Consider the following 22858-nt stretch of genomic DNA (forward strand, 5'->3'; position numbering starts at 1 on the left):
CTGCAACTTTGGTTGGAGGATGGTGGGGATGTCACCTAGGAATATTTCAGCGGCCCGAATTGGGGTCCTGTCATCGATTAAAGCAAAATTTGCAGCAGTGGTCGTTGGTGCGACACTCGTTTCATGTCTTTCAGTCGGAATCCTGAGTTACCAGATAGGTAAGAGCGGGCTTATCGAGGCAAGCAAGCTCCGCCTCGAAACAGTAGCCGCAAACCAGGCAAAGGCGCTGGGCTCGTACAACGAGCGGATCGATCAGACCATCGCCGACCTCGCCCAGAACACGGCGATTGCAGAAGCAGCCGGAAATGTGGCTTCGGTCATCAAGATCGAAGAAGCAAAGATCCGGGAAGCTTTCCAGGATCCTTCAAAAAGCCTTGAGGAACGGGCCGCATTTGACGGTTCTGGCTTGAAGCTTCTCTACGGCGTTCGGCATGAAAGCATTCACGGCACACTGACAAGCGCACGTCGGAATGCCAATGTGAGCGACATCTACCTGATCGGCCTTGATGGCACAGTCCTCTACAGCGTCACCAAAGGCCAGGAATTCCTCACCAACGTGGCCGATCCGGCAAACGCGACCCTGAAGGCGATCTACGATGTCGCCAATGAAGGACCACTGGATCAGACCCACAGCTCCGGCTTCGTGGAGTTCAATGCCGAAGGCGATGCCGTTTCCGCGCTCATTGCCCGCCCGCTGGCTGTCCCGGTCTGGGGTGAAGTGGTCAAGAAGGGTGTTGTCATCATGCGGATCGGTGCCAGCAAGCTCTCGGCAGCACTCGCACCCGATGGCCTCGGTGTAACGATTGATGATGCATTCCTGCTCAGCGACAGCGGGGCACTGCGCGGCGGCACGATGTCGGCCGGTCCCTCGGCGCCAATCCCGGATACACTGGCCAAATCGGCTGCTGCCGGCGCCAGCGGCACCGCTTCTGCGACCTCTGGCGAACGCGACCTCTTTTACGCCTACCTGCCGGTCGATCTCTTTGGTCAGAAGAACCTGCTCGTGATCGGCCAGGACGAAAACGCGATCCTGGCGTCGGCCAACGAACTGGCACGTTTTGCCTTCTTCGCAACACTTGCCGTTCTGACCGTGATGGGTGGTCTGGGCATGGCCATTTCGTCGCGCCTGACACGCCCGATCGGCGAATTGGCCGCCCTGATGAACCGCCTCAACGAAGGTGACAAGGGGATCGACATCACCGCCGCCAATCGCGGTGACGAAGTCGGCCTGATGGCCCGTGCTCTCGAATCCTTCCGCCAGAGCGCGGTCGAAAAGGAGCGCATTGAAGCCGAAGCAGAAGCGCGTGACCAGCAGATGGACAGCGAGCGCCGCCAGCGTGATGCGGAAAAGGCACGCAGCGCCCAGGAACTCGAGGCAGCCGTCTCGGCTCTGGCAACAGGCCTGCAGAACCTCTCCGCTGGAAAGCTGAACCTGCGCATTGAGCAGCCTTTCGTGCCCTCGCTCGATCACCTTCGCCTGGACTTCAATCACTCGGTTGAAAGGCTCGAAGAGACGATCCGTTCGATCACGGCAAGCGCCGATACCATTCGTGGCGGCTCGGCCAACCTGAAGAGTGCCTCGGAAAATCTGGCACACCGCACCGAGCGGCAGGCTGCTTCGCTTGAGGAAGCGGCTGCAGCACTTGGCGAAATGACAGGTTCCGTCAACGACGCCCTGCGCCGCTGCGAAACCGCCGTTTCTGTCGCCGCCAATGCCCTGACGGGCGCCAAGGAATCCTCGGGCGTCGTCAACGAGGCGATCGTAGCCATGGAACGCATCGAAGGCTCTTCGTCGAAGATCCGCCAGATCATCGATGTGATCGACCAGATCGCGTTCCAGACCAACCTTCTGGCGCTCAATGCCGGCGTCGAGGCAGCCCGCGCCGGTGAAGCCGGCAAGGGCTTCGCCGTCGTCGCCCAGGAAGTGCGCGAACTTGCCCAGCGCTCATCCGCTGCAGCCCGTGACATCAGCGAACTCATCAACACCTCGACCACCGATGTTGAAGGAGGTGTTGCTCTGGTTCTGAAGACCGGCGAAAGCCTGCATCGGATTGAAGAAAGCATTGCCGCCATCAATGAGCAGATCGGCGCCATTGCGTCGGCATCACGCGAACAGTCCTCGCGCCTTGGTGAGATCAATGCCTCGGTCAACGACCTCGACCATGTGACCCAGCAGAATGCGGCGATGGTGGAAGAGACGACGGCCGCAGCCTTTGCGCTTGCCAGCGAAGCCGATGGCCTGACCGAACAGGTTGGACATTTCAGCATTGGCGGAGCACATCATCAGGCAAGGCGCGCCGCCTGAGAGCTGCGTCGAAGCGTCATGGACACCGCCGGCCTTGCGCCGGCGGTTTTCGTTTGGCCCTCAGCCCGGAAGCGGACAGGCGTCTCCGCCATCAAACAATCGAGACCGCGTGAGGAAACGACGCTCCCGCCCATTGTCGAGCGAGAACATCCCGCCCCTGCCTGGCACCACGTCGATGATCAGCTGCGTATGCGCCCAGACGGCATACTGGCTGCCGCTGATATAGAAGGGCACCCCGCCGATCTCCCCGAGCTTCACATCCGTCTCCCCTACCCGGTATTCACTCGCTGGATAACACATCGGCGAAGACCCGTCACAGCATCCGCCGGACTGGTGGAACAGGATGTCGGGATGATCCCGGCAGATCTCGGCGAGAAATTCGAGTGCCGCTTCGGTCGCAATGACGCGGGGCTGGTCTCCGCTGGTCATGATCTGCCCTCCTGATATCAGAACGAAAGAACCCCTCCCCCTGGTCGAGAGCAGGAAGAGGGGGGTATCGGGGGCGGTATTGGCGGACACCGCCCCTGGAGGGCCTCAGAAGAACCCGAGCGCCTTCGGGCTGTAGGAGACCAGCATGTTCTTGGTCTGCTGGTAGTGATCGAGCATCATCTTGTGCGTCTCGCGACCGATACCGGACTGCTTGTAGCCGCCGAAGGCCGCATGCGCCGGATAGGCGTGGTAGCAATTGGTCCAGACGCGACCGGCCTGGATGTTGCGGCCGAAGTGGTAGCAGGTATTGGCATCGCGGCTCCAGACACCGGCACCGAGGCCGTAAAGCGTGTCATTGGCGATTTCCAGCGCTTCCGCCTCGTCCTTGAAGGTCGTGACCGAGACGACGGGTCCGAAGATCTCTTCCTGGAAGATGCGCATCTTGTTGTGGCCACGGAACACGGTCGGCTTCACGTAGTAACCGCCCGAAAGCTCACCCGGCAGCTGGTTGCGATAACCGCCGGTCAGAACCTCGGCACCTTCCTGGTTGCCGATGTCGATATAGGACAGGATTTTTTCCAGCTGTTCGGAAGAGGCCTGCGCACCGATCATCGTCGACATGGCGAGCGGATCGCCCTGGATGACGGCCTCGACGCGCTTGATCGCCTTTTCCATGAAGCGGTCATAGATCTTCTCATGCACCAGCGCGCGGCTCGGGCAGGTACAGACCTCGCCCTGGTTGAGCGCGAACATCGCAAAGCCTTCGAGCGCCTTGTCGAGATAGTCGTCATCCTCGCGCATGACGTCCTCGAAGAAGATGTTCGGCGACTTGCCACCGAGCTCCAGCGTCACCGGGATCAGGTTCTGCGAAGCGTACTGCATGATCAGACGGCCGGTCGAGGTCTCGCCGGTAAAGGCGATCTTGGCAATGCGCGGGCTGGTCGCGAGCGGCTTGCCGGCTTCGAGACCAAAGCCGTTGACGATGTTGAGCACACCCGGCGGAAGCAGATCGGCGATCAGTTCGGCGAGCACGAGGATCGAGGCCGGCGTCTGCTCGGCAGGCTTCAGCACGACGCAATTGCCGGCTGCCAGCGCCGGCGCCACCTTCCAGGCGGCCATCAGGATCGGGAAGTTCCACGGAATGATCTGGCCGACCACACCGAGCGGCTCATGGAAATGATAGGCGATCGTGTCATGGTCGACTTCGCCGATCGTGCCTTCCTGGGAGCGGACGCAGGCGGCGAAATAGCGAAAGTGGTCGATGGCAAGCGGAATGTCGGCCGCCATGGTCTCGCGCAGCGGCTTGCCATTGTCCCAGGTCTCGGCCCGCGCCAGAAGCTCGAGATTGGCCTCCATGCGGTCCGCAATCCGGTTCAGGATATTGGCGCGCTCGGTGGTCGAGGTACGGCCCCATTTGTCCTTGGCGGCATGGGCCGCATCGAGCGCCAGTTTGACGTCGGCTTCATCCGAACGGGCGATCTCGCAAAGCTTGCCACCGGTGACCGGCGTGGTGTTCTCGAAATAGCGGCCATTGACCGGCTCGCGGAATTCCCCGCCGATGAAATTGCCGTATCTCAACTTGAACGGCGAAGCCGCGATGGTCTGAACTTGAATATTCATGTTGCAATCCTCCTCTTGGTCAGGCCCCTCCTCGGGCCGGTGAGAGAATGATTGCCGGCATGCGGCTGAAAAAGAAGACGGGCAAAACCGTGCTGGAGCGCATTCTGTCGCAGCTTTGCGACAGCTTATCGCCCCTATTGCAGCTGAAAGCGCTTGAGCTTGCGATGCAACGTCGCACGGCTGACGCCAAGGATCTGGGCAGCAAGCGTCACATTGCCTTGCGCACGCGTCAGGGCGCGGCGAAGAGCGGCGCGCTCGGCATCATCAAGGTCGCGGCCACCGCCACGTTCCTCACGCAGTGCATCGGCAGCGGGAATGCCCTTGGCGATCATCTGGTCATCCAGTTTGAGGGCAAGTCGAGCCGCCCTCGTTGCCCCAAGGATCAGATCATCGCCGTCAACCGCCAGAAGCGCGGCCATCGAATTGGCCTGAGGGACCATGACAATGCGCGCGCCAAGGAAGGCCTGTCTGAAGAAATTCGTCTCGACCCGGACAGCCGCCTCACGAACAGCCTGAGCAAGAACGGAAAGCGTCATTTCATTGACGTCATTCCGGCAGGTCGACACGTCAAGCGCAGCCGCAACACGTCCGAACTGATCGCGGATCGGTGCGGTCACACAGGAAAGTCCCGTGTTCGCACTCATGAAATGTTGATCACGATGGATGACGACAGAACGTTCATCGGCAAGCGCCGTGCCAATGCCGTTGGTTCCGACGCTCGCCTCGCTCCAGACATTTTGCGGCCATAGCCCCAGCGCGCGAAATTCGTTCTCGTCTCCAGCTGTGCTGCGACGGTCGACAACGATACCGTTGCTGTCGGCAAGCACGATGCAGCAACCTGATCTCCCGACCAGTTGAAACAGGCGATCGACCTCCTCGGTGCAAAAGCCGATGAGTTTTTCCACTCGCTCAAAGGCAGCGCGGTAGTCCAGTTCGTCAACAACGAGGGGTTTCGCGGTCTGCTCGGGCTCCAGCCGATAAAGCTCAAGGCATCGTCGCCAGGAGGCAGCAACTGGTGAGGCAATCACTGCAGACGACTGCGATGCTGTCGAATAGACAACATCGGAATGACGCATCTCCTGACCCATAAGCTCCTCCCAAAGCCTTCTACCATCATCAAGCTATCACATTGAGATGCATCATGCTTGATGTGGATCACCGGCGCGATGTTGGCAGCAGGAAGTGACGCAGATCTGAGACAGTTTGGTCAGGAATATCTCAGGCCGCCCGTTGATCGGCTGGAGCCTCGGGACCTTCGCCAGGCTGCTCCGGGGCACCAACAAGATCCGAACCGTTTACAAGCTCTGCCAGTTCGGAAATCGGCTGCGGTTTTCCATAGAGATATCCCTGCACCTCCTCACAACCTTCCGAGCGCAGGAACTCCAGATGCTCCTCGTTCTCGACACCTTCGGCAAGGACAGGAATATCGAGACTGCTGGCGAGGATCAGCGTGGATCGCACAATCGCCGCCGATTGACGGTTGCTGACCACCCCATCGATGAAGCCGCGATCGATCTTGATCTTGTCGAATGGGAACAGCTGCAGCGTCGAAAGCGACGAATAGCCGGTGCCATAATCATCCATGGCGATCTTGACACCCAGCGCCTTCAATTGCCGGATCAGTTGCAAGGCATGCTGCTGGTCGCCGATAATGCCGGACTCGGTGATCTCAAGCTCCAGTCGCTCGGCAGGCAGGCCGGTCTGCTCCAGAACCTCCGCCACGCGTGCCGGCAGGCTGACATTGGCCAATTGTTTGGGGGCAACATTGACGGCGATCTTGAACGGCCGCTTCCACTTCACCGCCTCTTCGCAGGCCTTCTGCAGGACCCAGTCACCCAGTTCCAGAATAAAGCCTGTCCGCTCCGCAATCGGGATGAACTCTGAAGGGGGGACAAGACCGCGCACGGGATGACGCCAACGTATCAGCACCTCAAAGCCGATGACCGCACCGGTCCGCGTGCTGTTCTGCCGCTGGAAAAAGAGCTCGAATTCGTTGCGCAGGAAGCCCGCTCGCATGTCGATGGCGAGCGCATTGCGCTCTCGCGACGCCGCGTCCATCGAGATGTCGTAGAAGCAGGCCATGTTCGCGCCCGTGCTCTTTGCCCGATACATCGCCACATCCGCCTGCACCAGAAGGTCATCGACAGAGGTTGCGCCGGTCGGATAGACGGCAATCCCGATACTGGTCCCCACATGATAGGTCTGTCCATTCGACGAAATGGGGCGATTGACGGCCTCGATCAACGCCGCAGCTCGAAGCTCGGCGGCATGCTCCGTGATGAGTGAACTGGAAACGGCAACAAATTCGTCGCCGCCAATCCGCGCGACAAACTCGCCGGGCTGCAATGACGCGGTCAGCCGCTCCGCCACCACCCGCAGCACATGATCGCCGGCTGCATGCCCATGCACATCGTTGATCTCCTTGAAGCGGTCGAGATCGAAAGAGAAGACGTATAGCCTGTCCTTGGTTCCGGCCGGTGCATTGATGAGGTCGCCAAGATGCTGAATAAAGGCGGCGCGGTTCGGAATACCGGTCAGTGCATCGTGCAGGGACAGGTGGCGATAGCGCTCGACGGACGCCTTGGTCGCCTGCAGATCGATCATGTAGGTGGTGGCACCGAGCGCAAGGATCAGCAGCGCAACGATTACCGCAACCAGCGTGAGCATGCCTTCATTCAGCATATCCGCCGGCATCGCACCGGTCATGTCGGGGGCGACGGTCACGCCTGTCATGCCGACGAAATGCGTCGAGACGATTGCGAGGATGAGAGCGACGCCGCCGCCATATTTACAGAAGCGGGTGACCGGTCGAACGACCCGGTTTGTGGCCAGAGCGCCGAACACGGCCGCAAGCACCAGCGAAGCCAGGACGTAGGAGCTGTTCCAGACGATCTGCCCCTGTACCTGATAGCCTGCCATGCCGATATAATGCATGGACGCGACACCGAGACCGACCACAACGCCACCGGCCTCAACCAGCCCGCTCTGACCAGCAGAGGCTGAGATTGCGAAGCCGATTGCGGTGACCGACATCGCAAGGATCAACGAGAGAAGCGTGAGCTTGGGATCATACCCGGTCGCAACACCGGCATCATAGCCCATCATGGCCACGAAATGCGTCGTCCAGATCGATGCGCCACCCACAACGCTGGCAAGCGCCAGCCAGCTCCAGCGCGCCGTGCTGCGCGTCGCACGGACCCTGGCGAACAGCCGCATGGTGAGAAGCGAACCCGACACACAGATCAAGACGGCAAAGATCAGCGACACTGGATCGTGTTCAAGGGCGATACAGGTCAGCACTTCCATCATGAAATCACACCATTCGTTTCGTTCTTCAAGCATCAACTTAACAAAGTTCAATTTCCAAATGCTTTTGCGACTTGGTTACCAATCTGACTATCGTATTGGTTCGATACAGCCACGAAATCTGTTGGAACCCTTGCCATTGCGGGCCTGATGACGTATAGGCCGCCGGTCCGTGTAGACACCCTTGGAGGCAACGCGGACGGAGTCCTTTGGACTTCCGGTCTTGCCATACCACGCAAAAGGCGTCGGCAAGGCTCTCCAGACAACATTGAAAGGAAAAGCCATGAGCCATGCATCTTACGAGCTCAAGGCCGTAGCACGCGAACGGGTTGGTAAGGGGTCCTCCCGTGAACTTCGCCGCAACGGTCAGATCCCGGCTGTCATCTACGGTGACAAGCAGGCCCCCATTTCGATCGCCCTCGACACCAATGAAGTGACCAAGCGCATCCACGCTGGCGGCTTCATGACGACGATTGCCGTAATCGATGTCAACGGCGAGAAGTACAATGTCCTGCCGAAGGACTACCAGCTGGACCGCGTGCGCGACTTCACCATGCATGTCGACTTCCTGCGCGTATCGGCTGACAGCAAGGTATCCGTCCAGGTTCCGGTTCACTTCATCAACGAAGAAAAGTCCGGCATCAAGATCGGTGGCGTACTGAACATCGTCCGTCACGAAGTCGAGCTTTACTGCCCGGCAAGCGATATTCCGGAATTCATCACCGTCGACCTCGCTGGCCACAAGATCGGCGCCAGCCTCCACATCTCGCATGTGAAGCTGCCTGCAGGCGTGACCCCGGTCATCACCGACCGCGACTTCACGATTGCCACAATCGTTGCCCCGGCGGGCGGCGTTTCTGACGAAGAGACGAGCGCTGAGTAAGCGCTGACCCGCCAATCCGGCAAATGTGAAATGCCCGCCACGCACCGTCGTGGCGGGCATTTATCGTTCTTGGGCAATCCTTAATTGCAGGAACCTGTCGATTCTCACCTTTCTATTTTAGCTAGCTTTAAGACTTTCATGAAAACCTCCCCTGTAAACAATGGGGTTAGCTCGTGATCAAGGCCATTCGTGCACCTTCGAATGATGTGGTTGTGCAATGACGCGTTCCGTCGAAGGCAGGTTTCTGTCGATTGTCGCCACCACGATATTCATTCTGGTGGTGCCGCTCTTCGGACTGTTCCTGTATCTGGCCAGCGAGAGCGCATCGCGCGAACTGCAACAGAATCTTGACGTCCTGCTTGCTGCCAATGCTCAGGCTCTTGCCAAACCCCTTTGGGATTTCGACCGCGAAAGCGTCGAACAGATTTCTGCGACAATCGTATCGAGCGACAAGGTGGAGCGCGTTCAGGTCGCAGACGCATCCGGCGGTATTCAGGTCTCCATGCCGCCGCAACATAAATGGCCGGGTGGCCGGATCGAAACGCTGACCCGGGACATCATCTATGAAGCGCTCGATGGACCCAAGCAGGTCGGCAAGATCACCATCCATTACAAGCCGATAGACCTTCTGTCCTCGCTGCGCCGTTCCGAGGCCATACTCACCGGTATCTTCGCCATGGCCGTGATCGGTTTGGTCGCCGCCGCAGTCATCGGCAACCGTCTCATGGTCATCAAGCCGCTGCTGCGCCTCACGGGAGCCATCGAAGCTACGCGCCGTCTCGGCTCCCGCCACCATGTCGACTGGGAATCCAATGATGAGATTGGCCGCCTCGCCCGCAGCTTCAACGCCATGCAGAGCCAGCTGGAAAAAGAAGAACGAGAGCTGAAACACGCCCATCGCCGCGCCACGGACATCTACAACCTGACGCCAGCCATGCTGTTTTCGCTGGATGATGAGGATCAGATTACCGGCGTGAGCGACTACTGGCTTGTTGCAACCGGTTATGCCCGCTCCGACGTCATTGGCAGACGGTTCTCAGATCTCGTCCCGGACGAATCCCGCAGCGCCTATCTCGATCAAAAACTTGCCCGTAACACCCTCGGCGTTGTGGAACTCACGACGCGCTTCGTGTGCGCCGACGGCGAGATTATGGACATTCTCATCGCTGAGGCGGGCAAGCTGGAATACACGGGGAAGAATGGTCTTTCCTTGAGCGTTATGACGGATGTCACGGCCCTGAAACGGTCGGAAGAGCGCAACCTCCGCCAGGCCATCACTGACCATCTGACTGGCTTGATGAACCGTCAGGGATTCGAAAGCGCCCTGGACACCCAGATCCGCACCGCCGACGCAAGCGATGGCGAGCTCGCATGCCTCTTCATCGACCTTGATCGCTTCAAGTGGATCAATGACAATCTCGGCCACGAGATTGGCGACGCCGTTCTATGCCGTTTCGTCGAGCATTTGCGTCCACACCTGACACCAGACATGACTGCGGCGCGACTGGGTGGCGACGAATTTGCCATCATCCTGCGGACAGCCGATCGCGGCGCTGCAGAAAAGGCTGCAGTAGAACTCGGCGAAACGATCTGCAGCTTCTTTGTCGAGCCAATGAGCGTGCGTGGCGCAACCGTCCGCTTGAGTGCCAGCATCGGCATCGCACTCTATCCGGAGCACGCCACGAGCGCCGCCGAACTCCTGCAGAAATCGGATATGGCCATGTATCGCAAGAAGCGGGATGGCAAAAACGGCGCGCAGGTCTATCATCCCTCCTTTGAAGATGGCACGCGCGAGCGCGCTGCCATCGAACACGACATCGAGCTTGGCCTGAGCAATGACTGGTTCGATGCCTATTTCCAGCCGATCATTCAGATGAAGACGGGCCGGATCGTCGGATACGAGGCACTCCTGAGACTGCTGCACCCGGAACGCGGGGTTATCCCCCCCGGCAGACTGATCAGCATTGCCGAGGAAACCGGCGCAATCGACCGTGTCGGCACGCGCATGCTGGAAAAGGCGCTGGAGAATTTCGTGCGCCTGTCGGAAGCGAGCGGCAATAGTGATACCTATCTCGCCATCAACTTGTCGCCTTTGCAGTTCGAACCGGCCCTGCCGATGAAACTCACGGCCATGACAAATCGCTACGGGATAGCGCCAGGCCGGATCGTCATCGAGATCACCGAAGCCACGCTGCTGCATGACAATCCGCAGATCCGCACCATACTCGACAGTTTCAACCGGCATGGCTACCGGATCGCGCTCGACGACTTCGGCACTGGCTACTCCTCCTTGAGCTATCTCAACCGTTTCCCCGTCGACATCGTGAAAATCGATCAGTCTTTCGTCCGCGCCATGTGCGACGACGAAACCGAACTCAACGAAAAAAGCCGCATGTTGGTCGAAGGGATCACCGCCATTTCCCACAAGATGGCCTGCACAGTGGTGGCCGAAGGCATCGAGACGGAAGAGCAATGGGCTTTGCTGAAGAGCTTCGGCGTGGACAACGGGCAAGGCTATCTATTCGCCCGCCCGCAGTCAGTCGCCACCCTGATTGCCGAGCAGAGGGCAAAGCCCGAACCACGACAAAGATCCGTCGCCTGACACCGGGCGCCTGCCCCGACTTTGCATGAATGATGAAAGACTGAAAAGTGAAGTCATCGAGACACTGTCGCAGAAAGGGATACAGCATGAAGTGGATTGCATTTCTCCTGTCACTTACCGCCATTCCGGCCGCTGCACAGGAAACCATTCGATTCACCACCGAGGACTATCCTCCCTACAATTTCCGGGAGGGCAACGAGATCAAGGGCGCTGGCTACGAACAGGTTGTCCGCATGATGGAGATCGCGGACCTGCCCCATACCATCGAAATGATGCCCTGGGCCCGCGCTATCGCTTTGGCGGAATCCACTGCGATGCACTGCGTCTTCACCACCGCCCATATCCCCGAACGTGAAGATCGCTTTACCTGGATCGAACCGCTGGCCGTTGGACGCAACTTCATGATCGGGCGGAAGGGCGGCGGCATTGACGTCAAGTCCGTCGAAGAAGCAAAAAACTATGTCGTCGGCACTCAGCGCGACGACTACACCCAGACCCTGCTTGAGAATGCCGGCTTCGAGAAGATCGATCTCGCCACTGACCTGAAACTGACCCTGAAGAAGCTCGAAACCGGCCGGATCGATCTGATGCCGATCGATGAACAGCATTACGTCGCACTGGTGAAGGAAGGCGAACAGATCGAGGTGAAGTTCGTGTTCACCGAGCAGACCTTCTCAATCGCCTGCAACAAGGATTTCCCGCCAGATCTTCTCGCAAGGATGCATGCGGCTCTGGACCAGTTGATCGCAGACGGAACTCAAGCAAGGATCCTGGAAGCCTATGGCCTCGGTGAGGTCAAACTTCAGGAACTCGCCACCAACCCTTGACATCGACTGCATTTCAAGGTGGTGAGGGCGCAGACGACAGACGGACGCGCCATGATTATTCTTGCCGGCCTGGGCAATCCGGGCAACCAGTATGCGAAGAACCGCCACAATATCGGCTTCATGGCACTTGATGCCATTCACCGGCGGCATTCCTTTTCGCCGTGGTCGAAGAAGTTCAAGGGTGAAATTGCCGACGGCACAATCGCCGGCGAAAAGGTACTGCTGATCAAGCCGCAGACCTATATGAATCTGTCGGGCGAATCCGTCGGCGAGGCCATGCGCTTCTACAAGCTTGGACCCGAAGCGATCATCGCCATCTATGATGAACTGGACCTCCTGCCCGGCAAGGCCCGAATCAAGACTGGCGGCGGCCACGGCGGTCATAACGGCATAAAATCCCTGGACGCCCATTGCGGCCAGAACTATCGCAGGCTCCGCCTCGGCATCGGTCATCCCGGCGACAAGAACCGCGTCCAGGGCCATGTGCTCGGCGATTTCGCCAAGGGCGATGCCGCATGGCTCGATCCCCTGCTGGAAGCCTTGGCCGACAATGCCGACATGCTGGTGAGGGCCGAAGACTCCCAGCTCCTCAACAAGCTGGCCCTTGCGACTGGCAGCAAGGCTGAAGACGAAAAGCCGACCAAGGCGCCGAAACCGCCAAAGACCGGCCAGTCGCACATCCACCAGGCACGCAATACCGCCCAGCCGAAGAAGCTTCCGGAAACCGGCCCCATGGCCGAGATGCTGAAGAAGATGTTCGGCAAGAAGGACGATTGAGGCAGCTGTTCAGCCTAGTCAGCAATCCGCGCTACCACCACTCATAGGTTTCAAGCCGATAGGCCCACAGGTCAACCAGCGCTGCAAGGCTCTGGTCGATCAATTGAGCAATCACGATCGAAGCGCCCGGTGCAAACAGCATCACAGCCAGCCCTCCGGCCACAGAAAACAGGCAGGACAGCCGCAGGTTTTTCAGGCTGTCGAGACGATAATAGCCAAAATCGTCATATTCCGTGCCAAACAGCCGGTCGCTCCAGCTATAGTCATCGCTCACCATCAGATCCATGAGCGGTCGATCAGACAGGCGATCCGGGTAGACATTGAACACCGCGCGCACGACATGCGCCACAACGCCGATGAAGGCGAGGACAATGGCGGCAACAAGATAATGCCAGGTAGCAGTTTCCAGCGGCATGCTTCTCTCCAGATCGCCGCCAGCATGATCGAGAGGCGCTAAGAATATCTCAACGCCGCTGAAGCCCTCACTCCTCCGGTTCCGCCGTGAACAACAGCGGCATGCCCGCATCCTTGGCGAGGTCCATGGCTTCCTTCACCTTGGTCTCGGCAATATCGCGCGTACAGACGACAACAACGGCAGAACCGAACTTGTGTGCAGTCATCATGACCCGGTAGCTCGTTTCCTCGCTCATCCGGAACACGACCTTCAGGACCAGCGTGACGAATTCGCGGGGCGTATAGTCATCATTGTGAAGCAGAACCTTGTAGAGCCGTGGCTTTTCCACCTTTGGCTTCACCACGGTCTTGGGCTTCAGGGCAACGTCTCTGTCAGGCATCAGGCCTTCCCGTTCGACACGACAGACTTCAGGAGGATTTAATCGTTCATATAGGATGGAAGACCATTTTTTGAAATGCCTCAAGTCATCGCAGTGGGACTACACCCGCCAATCTTCCCCGTCTGCGGCCTGCCTTCTGCGCGCCAACCCTTGACCCCGGCGCCCCCTTCCCCCATAGGCATGGCAAACATCTCCTTGATCTGACGGAAAGAACCCATGGGCTTTAAATGCGGTATTGTTGGCCTGCCGAATGTCGGCAAGTCCACCCTCTTCAATGCTCTGACGAAGACGGCAGCAGCGCAGGCTGCGAACTATCCCTTCTGCACCATCGAGCCGAACACCGGTGAAGTGGCCGTTCCCGATCCACGCATGAAGAAGCTGGCCGATATCGCCGGCTCGAAGGAAATCATCCCGACCCGCATCTCCTTCGTCGACATTGCCGGCCTCGTGCGCGGTGCCTCCAAGGGCGAAGGCCTCGGCAACAAGTTCCTTGCCAATATCCGCGAAGTCGACGCCATAGTCCACGTCCTGCGCTGTTTCGAAGACACCGACATCACCCATGTCGAAGGCCGTATCGACCCGGTGGGCGACGCCGACACGATCGAGACCGAGCTGATGCTCGCCGACCTCGAAAGCCTGGAGCGCCGCCTCGAGCAGACCCGCAAGCGCGCCACCGGCAAGGACAAGGAAGCCAGCGCCCAGCTTCCGGTCATGGAGGCGGTGGTCAAGCTTCTGCAGGACGGCAAGCCCGCCCGCCTGCTGCTGAAGACAATGTCGGCTGACGAAATCGTCATCCTCAAGCAGCTGAACCTCCTGACATCGCATCCGGTCCTCTACGTCTGCAACGTCGCCGAGGGTGACGCCGCGACCGGCAACAAGCACACCGAAGCCGTGGTGGAGATGGCCAAGGCCCAGGGTGCCGAATGTGTCGTCATCTCGGCTGCAATCGAAGCTGAAGTCGCCCAGCTGCCGGAAGAGGAAGCAACCGAATTCCTCTCGGCCCTTGGCCTTGACGAGGCCGGCCTCGACCGCCTGATCCGTGCCGGCTACCACCTGCTGGATCTCATCACCTATTTCACCGTCGGCCCCAAGGAGACCCGCGCCTGGACCATCGTGCGTGGCACCAAGGCCCCGCAGGCTGCCGGCGTGATCCACACCGATTTCGAACGCGGCTTCATCCGCGCCTTCACCATCGCCTATGACGACTATATTGCCTACAAGGGCGAAGTCGGCGCCAAGGAAGCCGGCAAGGGCCGTGACGAAGGCAAGGAATATGTGGTCAACGACGGCGACGTCATCCACTTCCGCTTCAACACCTGATCATCGACGATCGAAGATGGACGAAAAGGCCGCGCTGCCCCAGGCAGACGCGGCCTTTCTCTTGTCATGTCATTCCGGTCGGAAAAGATGACCGGCGAACAAGGCCTTCAATGTCGCGACCAGCACCATCAGGATCACCCCGGTTACACCGATCAGAAGCGCCCAGAGCAAAAGCCCCTCTCCCGCAAAGGGATACGCATGGGCAAACTTGAGTGTCACGGCAGTGAAGGCTGCCGCCGGAAAAGTGTAGCCCCACCAGGACATGGCAAAGGGCACACTGCGAAACTGCGGAATGAGGCTCAAAAGCACCGCAGCCATCAAAACCGCGAATCCGTAGATTGCAAGAGGCCCCGGCCCGAAGCCTTCAGTCAGCAACGAGAGAGCCAGGCTTCCGACCGCAGGCGGGGCGAGCAGGATGACCAGAGTCGGCCACATGCGCTGCGGCAACATCGGTCCTGTCGCAATCCGGTAAAGAATCAGCGGCTGGACGAGTATCCAGAGCAAGCCGCCAAGACCGAACAGCATCCACGACAGCGTCATGAAACCCAGCTTTGCTCCGACAACCGGCGCAAGGATATTGCCGACCAGCGGGATCAGCAGCGGCGGCGTCAGGGTCGCCGCCTCGCGCGGACTGAGCAGCAGGCTGCGCACGATGAACACCCCGATCGCCAGATGCAGCAGCACGGCAAGAAGCCAGATCGTCGACGCCATCTCGACCGAATAGGGAACAAGCCCTCCGGCAACAATCATCAGGCCAATCGAGATCGCGCCGGCAAAGGCGCCCCGGATCGGATGGGAAAGGTCGCCGGCAAACGCATCCGGATGGCGGAAAAGGCGCCAGAGATGGGCCGCCGTGATCAACAGCCAGAACACAGCGGCAAGCGCCATCAGCACCTCACCGACGAGAGCCGGCGCACCGAGAACAACCGCAGCCTCGCGCCAGGCCATACCCAACCCGCCAACCCCCATGGGCACGGCGAAAAGCGGGAGCGGCAGGTGATGCAAGCCCGCATCGTCTTGCGCGGCAGCTTCGGAACGGGTGGGGTCAATCACAGTCATATGTCTTCATCCGGCAATGGAAACGGGAAAAGGGCCGGCACCCGCCGACCCCATATCAGGGCTGGTAATCCAGTCACGCCTTCTTCGCAGGGCATGTATTGATGCCGATGATCGAATAAAGCGGGCAGGTCGACAGCAATCCAGTCGCCAGAGGCACGATGCCGATCAGGGCAAAATAGCGCCACGAGGCGTCCGGATAGATGAAGAACAGCGACAGCAGAACCAGACCGGCAACAATACGCAACAGGCGGTCAACAGACCCGACATTCTTGGCAAACATGGCTTATCTCCCTCACGGCTCAGGATTGAGCATGACCAACAATAGCGCCGGTGACACCATCCTTCCGTGACTAAGTCACAGGCTTGGGCAGAATCTACCGGCTCGCCGCCATAAGTCTGAGCTGATCGATTTGCAACAGCCGGATATGGCCGCGTTCATTCTCGATCAGCCCTTTGGAAGCCAGAGCCTCCAGCCGACGGGAAACGACCTCGCGGGCGGTCCCGATTATCACCGAGAGTTCCTGATGGGTGAGTTCCACGATCCCCTCCCCGTCCATCCGCTCCAGCAGCGCATGGGCAAGCCGCTCCTCCACCTTCACGAAGGCCACCTGTTCGAGCACGAACATCAGATCATTCAGACGGTCGGCAAAGGCCTTGAAGACAAAGCTGCGAAAGGCCGGTGAACTGGCCATCAGCCGCTCGAAGATGGCAGGCGGCACCATGACGGCCACCACATCGCTTTCGGTCACCGCTTCGCCACTATAGGGCGCACCGCCAAGCACGCCGAGCGTGGTCTGGACGCAGGTCTCCCCCGGCGTCACCGAATAAAGCAGAAGCTCCCGGCCATTGCGCCCGGTCAAATAGACGCCGATGCGGCCCGAAAGCAGGACGACGAAGGACTGGGCCTCGTCACCAGGGCGGAACAGCGTGGTCCGGCTCGGCACATGCACCGGCTTCAATGCCTCCAACGCCTGTCGCGCGTCAGCCTCCAATGCGGCAAGAAAGCCTGTCTGATCAACCCAGCCGGCCATGGACCCTCCCTTGATTCCGGGGCATAAGATGCAGTCTGTGCAGGCAGACACCATTTTTTCAATAGAACGGGCGCGACTGACTGTAAAACCTTGAATTGTCGCATGAGGGCAGAGGAAATGACCGCAGCCAGGCTGCATTATGAAGACTACGGGTTGGGGCAGCGCTTTCCACTGGGCCCCAAGACCGTCATGGCTGACGAAATCATCGCCTTTGCCACAGAGTTCGATCCGCAGCCGATGCATCTTTCCGAGGAAGCCGGCAAAGCCAGCATTCTCGGCGGTCTGTCGGCTTCAGGCTGGCACACCAGTGCGATGTTCATGCGGATGATGATTGACAGCTATCTCCTGAGCTCCGCCTCGGAAGGCGCACCCGGCATCGAATACATGCAATGGCGAAAGCCGGTTCTTGCAGGCGACGTCCTCTCCGGCCAATCGATTGTCGAGGAAGCCCGCATCCTGCGCTCGCGCCCACATCTCGGCATCGTCACCCTGAAGCACGAGCTGCAGAATCAACGCGGCGAACTGGTATTGACCAGCCGCAACGCCATCATGATGCGCCGTCGAAATCCGGAAGAGGTGGCGGCATGAACATGCTGGACCTCTACCCCGCCGGCACGAGGCTGAAGCTCGGCGATGTCACCTTTACCGACGAGGACATCATCCGCTTTGCCCGCCAGTTCGACCCACAGCCCTTTCACACGGATGCGGAGGCGGCAAAGTCCTTCGTTTTTGGCGGGCTATGCGCCTCCGGCTGGCATACCTGCGCCAACTGGATGAAAAGCTTCATCCGCTTCTGGTCCGCCGAGATGCAGCGGCTCCAGGCGGAGGGATCGGAAACGCCGCGGATAGGCCCCTCGCCCGGCTTCAACGACCTGCAATGGCTGAAACCCGTTTTTGCCGGCGACACCATTTCCTACTGGATGACACCGATCGAAAGCCGCCGTATGCCCGGTGCAAAGGGTTACATGATGGTGACGGCACTTTGCGAAGGCTTCAACCAGAACGGCGAACCCGTTCTGCGTTTTCACAGCAACATCATCGATCTCACGCCCCAGACGGAGAAGACCTCATGAGCATTCACCAGTTTTCGGCACTGGACATCGACGGCGAAGACCACAATCTTTCCACCTATGCCGGCAAGGTACTGCTGATCGTCAACACTGCCAGCGCCTGCGGCCTGACGCCCCAATATGCCGGCCTCGAAGCGCTCCAGAAAACCTATGGCAACGATCTCGACGTGCTCGGCTTTCCCTGCAACCAGTTCGGCGGCCAGGAGCCCGGCACGGAGAAGGAAATCGCGACATTTTGCGAAACCCGGTTCGACGTCACCTTTCCGCTCTTTTCCAAGATCGAGGTAAACGGCCCCGGCACGCATCCGATCTATGCCTATCTGAAGGCGGAAACGCCGGGTGACGACCGGGGAACGGATATCGGCTGGAACTTTGCGAAATTCCTGGTGGGACGCGACGGCAAGCCGATCGCCCGATACTCGCCCCGCACGGCACCCGCCGAGATCGAGGAAGACATAAAGCGCGCCATCAAGGCGTGATCCGCAAAAGGTACGGGAGCGCCGGGAGGCGAAGATGGACGGTTTCATCCCCCATGGGACGCCGATCAAAGGGCTGGAGGCCGTCTCCGCCACAAGCGCCCATGTCTTTCCTCGCCATACCCATGAGAGCTTCGGGATCGGTTTCATCGCTGCCGGCGGCCAGGTCTCCGCTTCCGGACGGGGACAGGTCGAGGCCAGTACCGGGCAGGTCATCACGGTCAATCCGGGCGAGGTTCATGACGGTGCTCCCATTGGGCGCCACCCCCGTACCTGGCATATGCTGCATCTGTCGCAGGACCTTGTCCGCCACCTTGCTACAGACTTGGTCAGCCGGCCCGAAAACTTTGAATTCGAGGCCCCGGTTCTGACGGATTGCGCATTGAGGGAGAGACTGGCGGCGCTCTACCAGCTCGTTCTTGCATCCGCCAACGAACACGATCGGCAGCGACGGCTGGAGGAAGAGCTCTTCCTGCTGATTGCAGCGGTTATCCGCCCCACGGGTGAACGATCCCCCGGTCGCTCATCAACGACCCTGCAGCGGGTCCGCGAAATGATCGACGAGGACCCGACACAGCCGGCTGATCTCGAGGGTCTTTCCCAGATCGCCGGCATGAGCCGCTTTCAGCTCATTCGCGCCTTCGCCTCTTTGACCGGCCTGACCCCGCATGCCTATCTGATGCAGCAGCGGGCAAATCTGAGCCGGCGGCTGATGGCGGGCAAGGCATCACTTGCGGACATCGCAGCCATCTGCGGCTATGTCGATCAAAGCCACATGCATCGCGAGTTCAAGCGCCGTTACGGCATGACGCCCGGAGCCTACCGGGCAACTTTCCACGCGCGCAATTCCATACAAGACGAGATCCAGGCCGGCCATGCATGATGCCTCCTGTTAAACAAGGAGAAATGCATGTCACTGGAGTTCCTGATCACCACCCTGATCATCGTGGCGACGCCCGGCACCGGCGCGCTCTACACCCTCGCCTGTGCCATAAGTGGTGGAACGCGCACCGCTGTCATCGCCGCCTTCGGCTGCACGCTTGGGATCATACCGCACATGGCCGCAGCCGCGCTCGGCCTGGCCGCAGTGGTGGCCACCAATCCTCAGATTTTCGAGATAATCCGCCTTGCGGGCATTGCCTATCTGCTCTGGATGGCCATCAGCCTCTGGAGGAGTGATGCTTCAGGCAAAGACAGCACCGGCGTCTCGGCAGACAAGGCCTTCGGCATCATCCGGAAGGCGGTCCTCATCAACCTGCTCAACCCGAAACTGTCGCTTTTCTTCTTGGCCTTCCTGCCGCAGTTTATCGCACCGGCAGATCCTGCGCCGCTTCTGACCATGACCGCACTCGGTCTTGTCTTCATGGCCATCACCTTTGCGGTGTTCGCAGTCTATGGCGTAACCGCCTCATCGCTGCGAAGCGGGTTGATCAACAGGCCCGGGAGGATGCAACTGGTCAACCGCCTGCTGGCAGGCGGTTTCATTCTCATGGCTGGCAAACTTGCCCTCGCACAGCGCTAAACAAAGTCTTGAGAGCCACAATTGGCTCTCAATGCCCCTCGAACTCCACGAGGGTTCGCACTTCCACACCCAGTGCTTCCAGCTTCTTGCGCCCACCGAGTTCAGGCAGGTCGATGACGAAGCAGGCCGACACCACATCGGCGCCGATCTTGCGTAGAAGCTGGACGGCACCGACGGCTGTGCCCCCTGTCGCGATCAGATCATCCACCAGGATGACCTTTTCGCCCGGCTTGACCGCGTCGATATGCATTTCCATCTCGTCGACACCATATTCCAGGCTATAGGCGATGCGGACTGTCTCATGCGGCAGCTTGCCCTTTTTGCGGATCGGCACGAAGCCGGCCGATAGCTGGTGCGCAACAGCCCCGCCCAGAATGAAGCCACGGGCTTCCATCCCGGCAATCTTGTCGATCTTCAAACCGGCATAGGGCTGAACCAATTCATCAACCGCACGACGGAAAGCGCGCGGATCGCCAAGCATTGTGGTGATGTCGCGAAAGATGATGCCAGGCTTCGGATAATCCGGGATAGAGCGAATGGCAGCAGCAAGTTCAGGGGCAATCTGGGTCATAAAATAGTCCGCAATGAGGCCAGCAGTGGCAGGAGGTTACGCGGGACCTTAGCAACAATAAGAAGAAGCTCCCAACAAAAAAGGCGGCCCGAAAGCCGCCTTTCCAGAACTCGTGATCAAAATGATCAGGCTTCCTTGTTCGCGTAAACCGACTTCTTGGTCAGGTAGATCAGCGCGGTGAAGATTGCGAGGAACACCATGACCATGAAGCCCATGCGCTTGCGGTCTTCGAGATGCGGCTCGGCGGCCCACATCAGGAACGCAGCAACGTCCTGGGCATACTGGTCAACGGTTTCCGGCGAACCATCGTCATAGGTCACCAGACCGTCGCTCAGCGGCGGGCCCATGGCGAGTGCAGAACCTGAGATGAAGTAAGGATTATAGTAGGTGCCTTCCGGAACCTCATAACCTTCCGGGGCGTCCTTGTAGCCCGTCAGCAGCGAATAGATATAGTCCGGACCGCTCTGCTGGTATTGGGTGAAGATATCGAACACGAAGGTCGGGAAACCACGGATGACACCACGTGCCTTGGCGATCAGCGAGAAGTCCGGCGGAGCCGCGCCATTGTTTGCGGCAGCGGCCGCTTCCTTGTTCGGGAACGGCGACGGGAAATGGTCGGACGGAACGGCAGTCCGCATGAACATTTCACCATCGGCATTCGGACCATCTTCGACTTCGTAGTTGGCAGCGAATGCACGGACCTGCGCTTCCGAATAACCGAGATCGGTCAGAGTGCGGAAGGCAACCAAGTTCATCGAGTGACAGACTGCACAGGCTTCAGTGTAAACCTTGAGGCCGCGCTGCAACTGTCCCTTGTCATAGGTGCCAAAGGGACCGGCAAACGACCAGTCCACCTGACGCGGTTTGTTGATCGGGTACTCGGCAGCGACTGCTGCCGAGCCAAGACCAAGGCCTGTAACCACTGCGAGCGACAGGATGCTTGCAACAAGCTTGTTCATTTTCAAATTCCCTCTCTCGCAGTCCGTTAGGCGGCCGCTGGCGCAGACTTGCCGCTCTTTTCCAGGACGGCTTCCGTAATCGAATTCGGAACGCGCTTTGGCGTCTCGAACAGGCCCAGCAATGGCATGATCACCAGAAAGAAGCCGAAGTAGTAGGCAGTTCCGATCTGCGAGAGAACAACATAGATCCCTTCAGCCGGCTTCGAACCAAGCCAACCGAGCAGGATCGAGTTTGCGACGAAGATCCAGAAGAACAGCTTGTACCACGGACGGTAGACGGCAGAACGAACCTTCGAGGTATCGAGCCAGGGCAGGAAGAACAGTACGATGATCGCACCGAACATCACAAGAACGCCGCCCAGCTTGGAGTCGATGAAGAGGAAGTCGAAGGTAATCGCGCGCAGCATGGCGTAGAAGGGCAGGAAGTACCATTCCGGAACGATATGCGCGGGGGTCTTCAGCGAGTCAGCCGGGATATAGTTGTCCGGGTGACCAAGATAGTTCGGCATGTAGAAGATGAAGTAGGCGAACACCATCAGGAAGACCGAGAGCCCGAGCGCGTCCTTCAGCGTCGCATAGGGCGTGAAGGGAACAGTGTCGGTCTTCGACTTGACTTCGACGCCCGTCGGGTTCGTCTGACCGGTCACATGCAGGGCCCAGATATGCAGGATAACGACACCGGCAATCATGAAAGGCAGCAGGTAATGCAGCGCGAAGAAGCGGTTGAGCGTCGGGTTGTCGACCGCAAAGCCGCCAAGCAGGAACTGCTGGATGGTTTCACCCACGAACGGGAAAGCTGTGAAGAAGCCGGTGATAACCGTAGCACCCCAGAAGGACATCTGGCCCCAGGGCAGCACATAACCCATGAAGGCAGTCGCCATCATCAGCAGGAAGATGACCACGCCGAGGATCCAGAGAATTTCGCGAGGCGCCTTGTAGGAGCCATAATAGAGACCGCGGGCAATGTGCAGGTAAACGGCGATGAAGAAGAAGGATGCACCGTTCTGGTGCATGTAGCGCAGCAGCCAGCCATTGTTGACGTCGCGCATGATCTTTTCAACGGATTCGAATGCGACAGACGTATGGGCCGCATAATGCATGGCAAGCACCACACCCGTCAGAATCTGCACCAGCAGCATGATGGTGAGAATGCCGCCGAAGGTGTAGGCATAGTTCAGGTTGCGGGGAACCGGATAGGCGACAAAGCTGTCATACATCAGACGCGGCAGCGGAAGGCGCGCATCGACCCACTTTTCAACGCCAGTGGATGGCTGGTAACTGGATTGGCCACTCATATCGTCTTATCC

The 22858-nt window shown here is 59.2% G+C and carries 23 protein-coding genes; 11 read left to right on the forward strand and 12 right to left on the reverse strand.

Features of this window, described 5'->3' with window-relative positions; all coding sequences use genetic code 11:
- The first annotated feature begins 28 nt into the window (after positions 1 to 28).
- Complete coding sequence (locus FE840_RS16170) at positions 29 to 2305, forward strand: methyl-accepting chemotaxis protein (protein ID WP_138286563.1); 2277 nt, start codon at positions 29 to 31, stop codon at positions 2303 to 2305.
- Between the two features lie 60 nt (positions 2306 to 2365).
- Here FE840_RS16170 and FE840_RS16175 read toward each other — a convergent pair whose 3' ends face one another.
- The 4 genes from FE840_RS16175 to FE840_RS16190 all read right to left on the reverse strand — a co-directional run bounded on the left by FE840_RS16175 (position 2366) and on the right by FE840_RS16190 (position 7663).
- A complete protein-coding gene (locus FE840_RS16175) occupies positions 2366 to 2734 on the reverse strand; it encodes a DUF779 domain-containing protein (RefSeq protein ID WP_138286565.1) in 369 nt (122 codons plus the stop codon).
- Positions 2735 to 2839: 105 nt separating this feature from the next.
- Complete coding sequence (gene adh, locus FE840_RS16180; protein WP_138286567.1) at positions 2840 to 4354, reverse strand: aldehyde dehydrogenase; 1515 nt, start codon at positions 4352 to 4354, stop codon at positions 2840 to 2842.
- 134 nt (positions 4355 to 4488) lie between these two features.
- Positions 4489 to 5442: a GAF domain-containing protein gene (locus FE840_RS16185; protein WP_138286568.1), complete on the reverse strand. Its 954-nt coding sequence runs from the start codon at positions 5440 to 5442 to the stop codon at positions 4489 to 4491.
- Positions 5443 to 5572: 130 nt separating this feature from the next.
- A complete protein-coding gene (locus tag FE840_RS16190; protein ID WP_138286758.1) occupies positions 5573 to 7663 on the reverse strand; it encodes a putative bifunctional diguanylate cyclase/phosphodiesterase in 2091 nt (696 codons plus the stop codon).
- Positions 7664 to 7943: 280 nt separating this feature from the next.
- Here FE840_RS16190 and FE840_RS16195 point away from each other — a divergent pair, with 280 nt between their 5' ends.
- The 4 genes from FE840_RS16195 to pth all read left to right on the forward strand — a co-directional run bounded on the left by FE840_RS16195 (position 7944) and on the right by pth (position 12749).
- Positions 7944 to 8543 carry a 50S ribosomal protein L25/general stress protein Ctc gene (locus FE840_RS16195; protein WP_138286570.1) on the forward strand — a complete coding sequence of 200 codons (600 nt, stop codon included), beginning with the start codon at positions 7944 to 7946 and terminating at the stop codon, positions 8541 to 8543.
- Positions 8544 to 8760: 217 nt separating this feature from the next.
- Entirely contained in the window at positions 8761 to 11145 is a 2385-nt protein-coding gene (locus tag FE840_RS16200) for an EAL domain-containing protein (RefSeq protein ID WP_138286572.1), read from the forward strand.
- Between the two features lie 86 nt (positions 11146 to 11231).
- The gene (locus tag FE840_RS16205; RefSeq protein WP_138286574.1) at positions 11232 to 11972 is read left to right on the forward strand and encodes a substrate-binding periplasmic protein; all 741 of its coding nucleotides are present in this window, start codon (positions 11232 to 11234) and stop codon (positions 11970 to 11972) included.
- 51 nt (positions 11973 to 12023) lie between these two features.
- A complete protein-coding gene (pth, locus tag FE840_RS16210) occupies positions 12024 to 12749 on the forward strand; it encodes an aminoacyl-tRNA hydrolase (RefSeq protein WP_138286576.1) in 726 nt (241 codons plus the stop codon).
- Between the two features lie 31 nt (positions 12750 to 12780).
- Here the strand turns inward: pth and FE840_RS16215 are convergent, their stop codons facing one another.
- Entirely contained in the window at positions 12781 to 13164 is a 384-nt protein-coding gene (locus FE840_RS16215; RefSeq protein WP_138286578.1) for a hypothetical protein, read from the reverse strand.
- A gap of 67 nt (positions 13165 to 13231) precedes the next feature.
- Positions 13232 to 13543 (reverse strand): ATP-dependent Clp protease adapter ClpS, encoded by a 312-nt coding sequence (gene clpS, locus FE840_RS16220; protein WP_138286580.1) that lies wholly within the window; start codon positions 13541 to 13543, stop codon positions 13232 to 13234.
- A gap of 216 nt (positions 13544 to 13759) precedes the next feature.
- On the opposite strand from clpS, the gene ychF reads away from it, so the two are divergent.
- A complete protein-coding gene (gene ychF / locus FE840_RS16225; protein ID WP_138286581.1) occupies positions 13760 to 14863 on the forward strand; it encodes a redox-regulated ATPase YchF in 1104 nt (367 codons plus the stop codon).
- Positions 14864 to 14932: 69 nt separating this feature from the next.
- Here ychF and FE840_RS16230 read toward each other — a convergent pair whose 3' ends face one another.
- The 3 genes from FE840_RS16230 to FE840_RS16240 form a co-directional block, all read right to left on the reverse strand.
- Positions 14933 to 15922: an SLAC1 anion channel family protein gene (locus tag FE840_RS16230; RefSeq protein WP_138286582.1), complete on the reverse strand. Its 990-nt coding sequence runs from the start codon at positions 15920 to 15922 to the stop codon at positions 14933 to 14935.
- A 73-nt stretch (positions 15923 to 15995) separates the two neighbouring features.
- A complete protein-coding gene (locus tag FE840_RS16235; RefSeq protein ID WP_138286583.1) occupies positions 15996 to 16202 on the reverse strand; it encodes a YgaP family membrane protein in 207 nt (68 codons plus the stop codon).
- Positions 16203 to 16296: 94 nt separating this feature from the next.
- Complete coding sequence (locus FE840_RS16240; protein WP_138286584.1) at positions 16297 to 16953, reverse strand: Crp/Fnr family transcriptional regulator; 657 nt, start codon at positions 16951 to 16953, stop codon at positions 16297 to 16299.
- A 117-nt stretch (positions 16954 to 17070) separates the two neighbouring features.
- Here FE840_RS16240 and FE840_RS16245 point away from each other — a divergent pair, with 117 nt between their 5' ends.
- From FE840_RS16245 to FE840_RS16265, 5 genes are read left to right on the forward strand one after another with little or no spacing between them, the layout of a single operon-like run.
- A complete protein-coding gene (locus FE840_RS16245) occupies positions 17071 to 17541 on the forward strand; it encodes a MaoC family dehydratase (RefSeq protein WP_138286760.1) in 471 nt (156 codons plus the stop codon).
- Positions 17538 to 18026 (forward strand): MaoC family dehydratase, encoded by a 489-nt coding sequence (locus FE840_RS16250; protein ID WP_138286585.1) that lies wholly within the window; start codon positions 17538 to 17540, stop codon positions 18024 to 18026. Before FE840_RS16245 ends, FE840_RS16250 begins: the two co-directional genes overlap by 4 nt.
- Positions 18023 to 18502 carry a glutathione peroxidase gene (locus FE840_RS16255; RefSeq protein WP_138286588.1) on the forward strand — a complete coding sequence of 160 codons (480 nt, stop codon included), beginning with the start codon at positions 18023 to 18025 and terminating at the stop codon, positions 18500 to 18502. The genes FE840_RS16250 and FE840_RS16255 overlap by 4 nt, the downstream gene beginning before the upstream one ends.
- Positions 18503 to 18536: 34 nt before the next feature.
- Entirely contained in the window at positions 18537 to 19382 is an 846-nt protein-coding gene (locus FE840_RS16260) for an AraC family transcriptional regulator (protein WP_138286591.1), read from the forward strand.
- Positions 19383 to 19409: 27 nt separating this feature from the next.
- Positions 19410 to 20021 (forward strand): LysE family translocator, encoded by a 612-nt coding sequence (locus tag FE840_RS16265; protein ID WP_138286594.1) that lies wholly within the window; start codon positions 19410 to 19412, stop codon positions 20019 to 20021.
- Between the two features lie 28 nt (positions 20022 to 20049).
- Here the strand turns inward: FE840_RS16265 and FE840_RS16270 are convergent, their stop codons facing one another.
- From FE840_RS16270 to FE840_RS16280, 3 genes are all read right to left on the reverse strand, one after another.
- A complete protein-coding gene (locus tag FE840_RS16270; RefSeq protein ID WP_138286595.1) occupies positions 20050 to 20592 on the reverse strand; it encodes an adenine phosphoribosyltransferase in 543 nt (180 codons plus the stop codon).
- Positions 20593 to 20717: 125 nt separating this feature from the next.
- The gene (locus FE840_RS16275; RefSeq protein WP_138286598.1) at positions 20718 to 21551 is read right to left on the reverse strand and encodes a cytochrome c1; all 834 of its coding nucleotides are present in this window, start codon (positions 21549 to 21551) and stop codon (positions 20718 to 20720) included.
- 26 nt (positions 21552 to 21577) lie between these two features.
- Complete coding sequence (locus FE840_RS16280) at positions 21578 to 22846, reverse strand: cytochrome b (protein ID WP_138286601.1); 1269 nt, start codon at positions 22844 to 22846, stop codon at positions 21578 to 21580.
- Between the last annotated feature and the right edge of the window lie 12 nt (positions 22847 to 22858).

This window comes from Peteryoungia desertarenae, from assembly GCF_005860795.2.
Classification (GTDB): domain Bacteria; phylum Pseudomonadota; class Alphaproteobacteria; order Rhizobiales; family Rhizobiaceae; genus Allorhizobium; species Allorhizobium desertarenae.

Coding starts and splice junctions, on each gene's coding strand:
- FE840_RS16170 (WP_138286563.1), top strand. CDS start 29: ATGTCACCTAGGAATATTTCAGCGGCCCGAATTGGGGTCCTGTCATCG.
- FE840_RS16265 (WP_138286594.1), top strand. CDS start 19,410: ATGTCACTGGAGTTCCTGATCACCACCCTGATCATCGTGGCGACGCCC.
- FE840_RS16190 (WP_138286758.1), bottom strand. CDS start 7,663: ATGATGGAAGTGCTGACCTGTATCGCCCTTGAACACGATCCAGTGTCG.
- FE840_RS16215 (WP_138286578.1), bottom strand. CDS start 13,164: ATGCCGCTGGAAACTGCTACCTGGCATTATCTTGTTGCCGCCATTGTC.
- FE840_RS16235 (WP_138286583.1), bottom strand. CDS start 16,202: ATGTTTGCCAAGAATGTCGGGTCTGTTGACCGCCTGTTGCGTATTGTT.
- FE840_RS16280 (WP_138286601.1), bottom strand. CDS start 22,846: ATGAGTGGCCAATCCAGTTACCAGCCATCCACTGGCGTTGAAAAGTGG.
- FE840_RS16185 (WP_138286568.1), bottom strand. CDS start 5,442: ATGGGTCAGGAGATGCGTCATTCCGATGTTGTCTATTCGACAGCATCG.
- FE840_RS16270 (WP_138286595.1), bottom strand. CDS start 20,592: ATGACCCAGATTGCCCCTGAACTTGCTGCTGCCATTCGCTCTATCCCG.
- FE840_RS16195 (WP_138286570.1), top strand. CDS start 7,944: ATGAGCCATGCATCTTACGAGCTCAAGGCCGTAGCACGCGAACGGGTT.
- FE840_RS16200 (WP_138286572.1), top strand. CDS start 8,761: ATGACGCGTTCCGTCGAAGGCAGGTTTCTGTCGATTGTCGCCACCACG.
- pth (WP_138286576.1), top strand. CDS start 12,024: ATGATTATTCTTGCCGGCCTGGGCAATCCGGGCAACCAGTATGCGAAG.
- ychF (WP_138286581.1), top strand. CDS start 13,760: ATGGGCTTTAAATGCGGTATTGTTGGCCTGCCGAATGTCGGCAAGTCC.
- FE840_RS16240 (WP_138286584.1), bottom strand. CDS start 16,953: ATGGCCGGCTGGGTTGATCAGACAGGCTTTCTTGCCGCATTGGAGGCT.
- adh (WP_138286567.1), bottom strand. CDS start 4,354: ATGAATATTCAAGTTCAGACCATCGCGGCTTCGCCGTTCAAGTTGAGA.
- FE840_RS16250 (WP_138286585.1), top strand. CDS start 17,538: ATGAACATGCTGGACCTCTACCCCGCCGGCACGAGGCTGAAGCTCGGC.
- FE840_RS16175 (WP_138286565.1), bottom strand. CDS start 2,734: ATGACCAGCGGAGACCAGCCCCGCGTCATTGCGACCGAAGCGGCACTC.
- FE840_RS16255 (WP_138286588.1), top strand. CDS start 18,023: ATGAGCATTCACCAGTTTTCGGCACTGGACATCGACGGCGAAGACCAC.
- FE840_RS16260 (WP_138286591.1), top strand. CDS start 18,537: ATGGACGGTTTCATCCCCCATGGGACGCCGATCAAAGGGCTGGAGGCC.
- FE840_RS16230 (WP_138286582.1), bottom strand. CDS start 15,922: ATGACTGTGATTGACCCCACCCGTTCCGAAGCTGCCGCGCAAGACGAT.
- clpS (WP_138286580.1), bottom strand. CDS start 13,543: ATGCCTGACAGAGACGTTGCCCTGAAGCCCAAGACCGTGGTGAAGCCA.
- FE840_RS16205 (WP_138286574.1), top strand. CDS start 11,232: ATGAAGTGGATTGCATTTCTCCTGTCACTTACCGCCATTCCGGCCGCT.
- FE840_RS16245 (WP_138286760.1), top strand. CDS start 17,071: ATGACCGCAGCCAGGCTGCATTATGAAGACTACGGGTTGGGGCAGCGC.
- FE840_RS16275 (WP_138286598.1), bottom strand. CDS start 21,551: ATGAACAAGCTTGTTGCAAGCATCCTGTCGCTCGCAGTGGTTACAGGC.